The sequence below is a fragment of the Ferrimonas pelagia genome (assembly GCF_039543565.1).
Taxonomy (GTDB): domain Bacteria; phylum Pseudomonadota; class Gammaproteobacteria; order Enterobacterales; family Shewanellaceae; genus Ferrimonas; species Ferrimonas pelagia.
In genome coordinates, this window is sequence record NZ_BAABJZ010000073.1 from 20986 (window position 1) to 29067 (window position 8082).

Here is an 8082-nt window from a genome sequence, read left to right on the forward strand (position 1 = left end):
TGACTCCTAGCCACCGGTGACGGGTGGAAAGAACGCCACCTCGTCGCCGCTTTTCAGCGCGCTGTCCCAACCGGACAGGGTCTGGTTGATGGCCACCAGCACATTGGCGTCGCCCAGGGCCAGTTGCCACTTGTCACCGCGGCTCAACAGCTGCTGACGCAGCGCCTCGGCGGTCAATCCCTCAGCCGCTTCAATTTCCAGCTTATCGGTACCGGTGACTTCGCGAATTTGCGCGAAAAACAAAACCTTAATCATCAAGCTTCTACCTTAAAATGGCCGGACTTGCCGCCCCGTTTTTCCAACAGGCGTACGCCCTCAATTACCATGTCTTTCTGCACGGCTTTGCACATGTCATAGATGGTCAGCGCCGCGGTGCTGGCGGCAGTCAAGGCTTCCATCTCCACCCCGGTCTGGCCCGCCAGCTTACACAGCGACTGGATCACCACTCGGTTGTGCTCCGGCTGCGGCTCAAGCTCAACGGTCACCTTGGTCAGCATCAATGGATGGCACAGCGGGATCAGATCTGAGGTCTTCTTCGCCGCCATGATCCCGGCAATGCGCGCGGTGGCAAACACGTCACCCTTGTGATGACGGCCTTCCATGATCATCGCCAGCGTCTCCGGCGCCATGGTGATGATCGCTTCCGCGCGGGCTTCACGCTCGGTGACCGACTTCTCGGTCACGTCCACCATATGGGCATCGCCCTCAGCATTAATATGGGTAAAACCGCTCATAGGGCGCTGATATCCTTCAGGTGGGTCACGAAGTTGCATGGACGGTGAGTAGAATCCAACTGCTCTTTGAGGATCTTGGTCCAGCCGGTGCGACAGGCGCCGGTGGAGCCAGGCAGACAGAACACCGCAGTCTTGTTGGCCATGCCACCGATCGCGCGGGATTGCACCGTGCTGGTGCCCAGCTCTAGGAAGGTGATGTGGCGGAACAGCTCGCCAAAGCCTTCGATCTGCTTATCAAACAGTGGGGTAACCGCCTCTGGCGTCGAATCGCGCTCGGTAAAACCTGTCCCACCTGTGGTGATCACCACCTGCACATTGTTGGAGGCGATCCACTCGGACAGCACGGCGCGGATGGTGTATTTGTCGTCCTTGATGATGCGACGATCCACCAAGGTGTGACCCGCCTCAACCAGGTTATCCACCAGATACTGGCCGGACTTATCGGTTTCCAGAGTCCGAGTGTCGGACAGGGTCAAAACCGCTACATTCAGCGGCACAAAGTTGGCTTGCGACAAGTGTCCCATAACGTCTTTCTCTTCAATTCGCCGCAGCGCAATGGCTCAGCGTGGTTCGTCGTTGGTTATCCACCGATGGACGCCAGGTGCGGCGTCGCCCCGGAATTACCATCCTGCAGATAATGTGTGGCTTCCTTCTGCCCCAAAGCGGCGTGCAATCGCGCCACCAGTTCAGCGCAGTGCTGATCGGCCCCAAGCAGATCGCGCAGCTCGATCCCGGCTTCGGTAAACAAGCACAGATGCAGTTTACCAATGGCAGAGACCCGCAATCTGTTACAGCTGACACAGAAATCCTTCGAATAGGGCATGATTAACCCGATCCGACCGGCATAATCCGGATGGCTGTAATTCAGGGCCGGGCCGTCGTCGGCACCGCGGGGATCCAGTGTCCACCCCTGCGCCAGCAACTGTTGCTGGATCACCGTGCCCGGCAGGTGATGGGCTTTGAAGTACTCGCCGGTCAAACCGGTTTCCATCAGCTCGATAAAGCGCAGATCCACCGGATTATTGCGGATATAGTTGAGGAACATCGGCAGCTGATCACCATTGTGGCCTTTGAGCAGCACAACGTTGATCTTGACCGAATCCAGGCCCAGGGTCAGTGCGGTGTCGATACCACGGATGATCGAATCAAAGCGGCCGTCGCCGGTAATGCGGGAAAAGCTGGCGGGATCAAAGCTGTCGACGGACACATTGACCTGCTGCAGGCCAGCACGGTGCCAGTCGGCCACATGCTTCTCCAGCCGGTAGCCGTTCGTCGTGGTGGCGACACGCTCCACCCCAGGGGTGGCAGCAACCAGCTCCAATACCTGTTCAAAGTCCTTGCGCAGGGTGGGCTCGCCCCCGGTGATCCGAACCTTACGCGTCCCCACTTGGGCAAACCCCGCCAGCAAACGGCGGATCTCGTCCAGCGCCATAAAGCGCGGCTTGCCCTCGGGCTTATAGCCGTCAGGCAAGCAATATTCACACTTGAAATTGCATGCATCGGTGATCGACAAGCGCAGGTAGTGAAACCGGCGCCCGAATCGGTCTTGCAGTTCTTGCATGTGTCACCTTTCCTAAAAGAGAGGAAGGCAGGCCAACTTTCTCAACCTACCCCGGTGGCGAAACTACCACGGCCTTCGGGCCTTATCCTGACCTGTCTGTTCGAGGGGGACTTAGGTGCCGGAGGCTCGGCTCACAACTGCTTGCAGTGTAAAGTATAGCCAGCCCACTCTACAATCGATGAAGATCATGTTTTCTCCCCTGTTCGCGCGACACTCTGCCCTTTTCTGCCGTGCAATTGACCTTATCCCTCAGTGATATGTCTAGTCTGTTGGGAGGGTGTGAATAAGACGTAGTTTTCAGTAAGCTGAGGATCAAGATCCCAAGTGGTGCACAGCGTCTGCCCACTCAGGCAGTCCCGCAGTAACAGAGGTTGAGTATGGAACGCGAGTCAATGGAATTTGACGTGCTGGTGGTTGGAGCCGGTCCTGCCGGATTGTCCTCCGCGATCCGTCTAAAGCAAATAAACCCCGAGCTAAACGTATGCGTGGTCGAGAAGGGCTCGGAAGTGGGTGCTCACATTTTGTCCGGCGCCGTGTTCGAAACACGGGCACTGGATGAACTGTTGCCCGACTGGCAAGCGCAGGGCGCTCCCGTCAATACGCCCGTCAGCGGTGATGACATCTATATGCTCAAAGCGAACGGCGCCATGAAGATGCCCGGCGCCTTCGTACCCAAGCCGATGCACAATGACGGCAACTACATCATCAGCCTCGGCAACCTGTGTCGCTGGCTGGCTGAACAGGCCGAAGGGCTGGAGATCGAGGTGTATCCGGGCTTTGCCGCCGCCGAGATCCTGCAGGAAGACGGTGTGGTTAAAGGCGTGATCACCGGCGACATGGGCGTGGGCCATGACGGTCAACCGAAAGACAGCTATATGCCGGGCATGGAGTTGCGCGCCAAGTACACCATCTTCAGCGAAGGCTGCCGCGGCCATCTGGGCAAACAGATGATCAGCCAGTTCCAACTGGATAAGGGTCGATCGCCCCAGCACTACGGCCTGGGGATCAAGGAGATCTGGCAGATCCCCGCCGAGCAACATGAGTCCGGCAAAGTGGTGCATACCGCGGGTTGGCCGCTGACCGAGAACGGCGCTACCGGCGGCGGCTTCCTCTACCACGCCGACAGCAATCAGGTGGTGGTCGGCCTGATCACCGATCTGAACTACGCCAACCCCTATCTCAGCCCCTATGAAGAGTTCCAGCGCTACAAGACCCACCCGGTGATCCAGCAATATCTGCAGGGCGGCGAGCGGATCTCTTATGGCGCACGCGCCATCGCCAAAGGCGGGCTGAATTCATTGCCGAAGATGCATTTCCCCGGTGGCCTGCTCGCGGGCTGCGATGCCGGTACCCTGAACTTCGCCAAGATCAAAGGCTCTCACACGGCGATGAAGTCCGGCATGTTGGCCGCCGAAGCCGTCGCCGAAGCGCTGGCCGCCAACCCCGAGGGGGGCGAGGCGCTGGCAAGTTACTGGGACAAGTTTGCCAATTCCTGGCTGTTCGACGAGCTGTTCCGCAGCCGCAATTTCGGCCCGGCGATGCACAAGTTCGGTATGTACGGCGGTGGGGCGTTCAACTACATCGATCAGAACTGGTTTGGCGGCAAGATCCCGGTCACGCTCAAGGACGATCACACCGATCATGGCCAGCTCAAACCCGCAGGCCAGTTCAGCGAGATCAGCTATCCCAAGCCGGATGGCAAGCTGACGTTTGATCGCCTCTCCTCGGTCTTCCTCTCCAGCACGGTGCACGAGGAGGATCAGCCCTGTCATCTCAAACTGCATGACGTCCAGATCCCGATCCTGGTCAATCTGGCCCAGTTCGCCGAGCCCGCCCAGCGCTACTGCCCAGCGGGGGTGTATGAGATCGTCGAAGAAGAGACAGGCCCACGGTTGCAGATCAATGCCGCCAACTGCGTCCATTGCAAGACCTGTGACATTAAGGATCCCAGCCAGAACATCAACTGGACGGTGCCCGAAGGCGGCGGTGGCCCAAACTACCCCAACATGTGATCCCAGCCCATCAAGCCAGCGCCCAATGCGCTGGCTTTTTCATCGCAACACCCGCTGGCGATCGCTCAAGCGACCTTAATCTGATTCCGTCCCTCCAATTTGGCCTTCTGCATCGAGCGACTGGCCCGCACCACCAACTGCTCGGGGCCAACCCCGGGCTGCCATTGCGCGATCCCCAGGCTCACCGTCAGATCCGCCGAAATCGGCGAGGCGCCATGGGGAATGGCAGCGCGATGGAGCTGCTGGCAGATCTGCCGCGCCAAGCGTTCGGCCCCTTTGCGCTCCGTCGCGGGCAACAGCAGGGCAAAGGTGCCGCCGTCGAATCGGCTCAGGATATCGGATTGACGCTGACTGGTGTCCTTAAGCAACTGGGCAACGGTCTTAAGCAGTTGATCGCCTTGGTCATAGCCATAGCGCTCGTTGTAACGCTCAAAATAGTCAATATCCAGCAAGATCAATGACAGCGGCGACTTGGTACGGCGCGCCTCTGACACCGTCTGCAGGATGCGCTGATCGAAATAACGGCGATGGGTCAGCTCCGTCAGCGGATCTTTGCTGGAGCGATGACCCAAGCGCCAGCCCAGACGTTTGATCCGGGCAGCCTGGTAGCGGAGCATCGCGCGATAACAGCGCAAGTGATACAGCATCGCCATCAGCAATAGCACGCTAAGCGGCAACAGCGGGGCACTCAGCAGCTCGGGCTGCATCACCAGCGCACACACCAGCGGCGGCAGCGTCAGCCCGATCATAGCGGCGGGCCGATGGAACAGAGCCGGTACCGAGGCCAACAGCAACAACAGCAGATCGGCCAGTGGCGCCCGGCCCAGCAGCCACCAGCTCAGCGCCACCGCGCCCCCGACCAAGCCGCACTGCAGCCGCTTATCCAGCCACAATCGCTCACCAAGCGCCAGCAGGCATAGCCCGACGGGGACAAAGATGCTGATCAGGAGTCCGCCCCACTGCCATGGGGTCGTCAGTGGAGCGCCGATCAGGAGTAGGGTTTGCAACAAACAGACAAACAGCAGTAAGCCGCGAAAGGCCTGCTGCTGCAGGGTACGAGGCGTGCGATCCAGCGACATAACAAGGGCTCCCTTCCATGGGGCGTGGTGTTAACCCACTATAGCCCTAAGCACCGCGTCGCACCAACCGACTCCTCTGCGCTAGCGCTCCGGTGCCAGATACGCCTTCAGGCGTTCCGGCGGCACCGAGCTGTCGGCCGCCACCGCAAAGGCAGCCCAGCGCGCCGCCTCCGCCATGGCTTGTGCCAAGGGCTGATGACGCAAGATCCCATGCATCAAACCGGCCGCGTAGCAGTCGCCAGCCCCGGTGCTGTCCACCAATGTGGCTGGCACGGCCTCGCAGCGGATCTCCCCTTCAGCACAATAGGCAATGGCGCCCTCTGCCCCCCGTGTCACCACAAACGCCTTTAACGACTCGCCGCCGATCTGGCGGGCAAACACCCAGGGATCGTCCACCCCGGACTGGTGCAGATCATCACTGGAGGTCAACAGGTAGTGGCAAGGGCGGCGGGACAGGTCCTTGGGCAGCTGACTGAACACCTGAACCCCCTCACTCACCGCCCGCTGCATCAATTGCGGCAGCCCCTCTGCCGACAGATTGACGTACAAGGCATCCAAGTCCTGCGTCGTCACCTGCGGCGGCAGCATCAGCCGCGGTCGATTGGGCCGTAAGATGGTGCGCTCACCACAGGGCTCCATCAACAGCTGCAATGGCTGAGTCGCCCCGACATGGCGGTGCACCCACTGGCAATCCAACCCCTGCGCCTCGGCCTGCTCGATCAGCCAATCGCCGCGGCTGTCCTCCCCGACCTGACTCAGCAAGGTCACCTGATGCCCCGCCCAGATCAAGCCTAAGCCGGTATTGGCCCCGCCCCCGCCGAGCCGAAACCCCACCTCCTCATAATGGATGCGGGCACCGCTGGTCAGCGGTCGATTTAAACGCAGAATATGATCGCAGTTGATGTTGGCAATGATCAGCGCGCGGCCCATGGTCACTCTCAAAAATGAAGACAATCCGCCGATTATGGCAGCGTCCGACAAGATGTCACCCGGCCAGCTTCAGCAAAAACAGTAAAAAGTTTACCGTTAAAGGGTTCGAATGCAGTTCGCAGATCTAACTTTCAGTGCTTGTTCACACAGTGAACAGGTAACTGTGACGCGCGTTCCGCCCCCTTATCAACAAGATGGGTAACATGAATTAAAAATTTTGGATAAAAGCAATGAAACAGATACGTTTTCCTCAGATCTCACAGCAGGCGCTGGACTTTGTCATGGCCGGCAAGATCAGATCGCTGTTGGATCTCGAGACCCTGACTCCAGGTGGCTATCAGCCATCAGAGCTCGAAGGGAAACGGATCCCGACGCTCTATATCCACATCCCGTTTTGCCACACCCTATGTCGCTTCTGCTCCTTCTTTAAGCTCAAGTACAACGAAGAGAAGGCCAAGGCCTACTTCAAACTGCTGCGCAAAGAGGTCGAGATCCTGGCCCGCACCGGCGTCCAGTTTGAGCGTCTCTACATCGGCGGTGGCACCACCACCATTATCGAATCCGAACTGATTGAAACCATTGAGTTCATCAAGAGCAAATTTGAGATCCAGGAAGTCTCCTGCGAAACCGATCCCATCTACTTCCAGCCCACCAACCCACTGCGCCTCAAGGGCCTAGTGGATCGCTTCTCCATCGGCCTGCAAAGCTTTGACGACAACATCCTCAAAGCCAGTGGCCGCTACGAGAAGTTCGGCAGTGGCAGTGAGATCGAAGCCTTGTCGCGCCGCGCCATCGCCGAATTCCCTACCGTCAATCTGGACATGATGATGGGCTTCAATGGCCAGACCCATGAGAATCTGGCGGCGGATCTGATCCGCGCCCGCGAGCTGGGCTCCGAGCAGATCACCCTCTACCCACTGACCCTGGGGATCGGCAAAAACCGCAAGAAAGCGCAGAAGCTGGCGGGCGATCCCAAGCAGTTGCTGTCGCTGTACCACACTGGCCGGGAGATCCTCGAGCCCGCCTATGAGCGCGAGTACGCCTGGACCTATCGCCGCGCCAGCGGTGAAGCGGTGCAGCACGATTACGTGCTCGATGGTGAAGACTGTGTCGGCCTGGGTTGTGGTGCCTTCGGCCGCATTGGCGATCGCTTCTACCTGTCCTCGTTCGATCTGGACGAGTACGCCGAGCGCGTCAACGCCGGACAACTGTCCACCGTGGCGCACAAACACCTGAGCCCCACCCTGATGCAGCGCTACCACCTACTGATGATGATGGTGCAGGGCCAGTTGCCCAACAGCCGCTTTCAGGAGGCTTACGGTAAATCACTGATGCGCGCCCTGCCGCTGGAGATGGCCTTCCTCAAGGCGCACGGCGCCATCCGTAAGAGCAACTGTGGCGACGGCTACGCCACCACAGAAACCGGCGAATTTGTCGCGCTGAAGATGTTCTCCGGCTTCCTCGCCGGCATGGACTGGCTGCGTGAACAGGCGGGCAACCCGAAAAGCTGCTGAGTCATCACCGAGCGATCACAAAAGGCACCGTTTGACGGTGCCTTTGTCGTTTTCAGACCTTCTGACCGGTTATGGGCCTCAGGGAGCGCCAATGCCGCAGCCACGATCAGAGCTAAGCATAGGCTCATAGACAGGATCTTTAGCGTAGGCGCATGAAATAGGTAGAAAAAAGGCTCTTGGTGTGATCAGATTTAATCGCCAAAGAAAACCATCACACAACCGAAGAGCCGATGCCGATTATCACCGCGACCA

At 59.0% G+C, this 8082-nt stretch carries 8 protein-coding genes and 1 riboswitch; of the genes, 2 read left to right on the forward strand and 6 right to left on the reverse strand.

Going from position 1 to position 8082, the window contains the following annotated elements:
• Positions 1–6 precede the first annotated feature (6 nt).
• From moaD to moaA, 4 genes are all read right to left on the reverse strand, one after another.
• Positions 7–255: a molybdopterin synthase sulfur carrier subunit gene (gene moaD / locus ABEA08_RS11285; RefSeq protein WP_345335411.1), complete on the reverse strand. Its 249-nt coding sequence runs from the start codon at positions 253–255 to the stop codon at positions 7–9.
• Positions 255–734, reverse strand: coding sequence for a cyclic pyranopterin monophosphate synthase MoaC (gene moaC / locus ABEA08_RS11290; RefSeq protein WP_345335412.1), 480 nt, complete (start codon positions 732–734; stop codon positions 255–257). Before moaC ends, moaD begins: the two co-directional genes overlap by 1 nt.
• On the reverse strand, positions 731–1258 hold the full coding sequence (gene moaB / locus ABEA08_RS11295) for a molybdenum cofactor biosynthesis protein B (protein ID WP_345335413.1): 528 nt from the start codon (positions 1256–1258) through the stop codon (positions 731–733). The genes moaC and moaB overlap by 4 nt, the downstream gene beginning before the upstream one ends.
• A 56-nt stretch (positions 1259–1314) precedes the next feature.
• Positions 1315–2295 carry a GTP 3',8-cyclase MoaA gene (moaA, locus tag ABEA08_RS11300; RefSeq protein ID WP_345335414.1) on the reverse strand — a complete coding sequence of 327 codons (981 nt, stop codon included), beginning with the start codon at positions 2293–2295 and terminating at the stop codon, positions 1315–1317.
• Positions 2283–2441: riboswitch (molybdenum cofactor riboswitch) on the reverse strand. Its footprint overlaps the gene before it by 13 nt.
• A 231-nt stretch (positions 2442–2672) precedes the next feature.
• On the opposite strand from moaA, the gene ABEA08_RS11305 reads away from it, so the two are divergent.
• Positions 2673–4307 carry an electron transfer flavoprotein-ubiquinone oxidoreductase gene (locus tag ABEA08_RS11305; protein WP_345335415.1) on the forward strand — a complete coding sequence of 545 codons (1635 nt, stop codon included), beginning with the start codon at positions 2673–2675 and terminating at the stop codon, positions 4305–4307.
• Between the two features lie 65 nt (positions 4308–4372).
• On the opposite strand, the gene ABEA08_RS11310 is transcribed toward ABEA08_RS11305, so the two are convergent.
• Together ABEA08_RS11310 and ABEA08_RS11315 are read right to left on the reverse strand one after the other, a co-directional pair.
• Positions 4373–5386 carry a GGDEF domain-containing protein gene (locus tag ABEA08_RS11310; protein ID WP_345335416.1) on the reverse strand — a complete coding sequence of 338 codons (1014 nt, stop codon included), beginning with the start codon at positions 5384–5386 and terminating at the stop codon, positions 4373–4375.
• 81 nt (positions 5387–5467) lie between these two features.
• On the reverse strand, positions 5468–6316 hold the full coding sequence (locus tag ABEA08_RS11315; RefSeq protein ID WP_345335417.1) for a PfkB family carbohydrate kinase: 849 nt from the start codon (positions 6314–6316) through the stop codon (positions 5468–5470).
• Positions 6317–6546: 230 nt separating this feature from the next.
• Here ABEA08_RS11315 and ABEA08_RS11320 point away from each other — a divergent pair, with 230 nt between their 5' ends.
• Positions 6547–7830 carry a coproporphyrinogen III oxidase family protein gene (locus ABEA08_RS11320; protein WP_345335418.1) on the forward strand — a complete coding sequence of 428 codons (1284 nt, stop codon included), beginning with the start codon at positions 6547–6549 and terminating at the stop codon, positions 7828–7830.
• Positions 7831–8082: the final 252 nt, after the last annotated feature.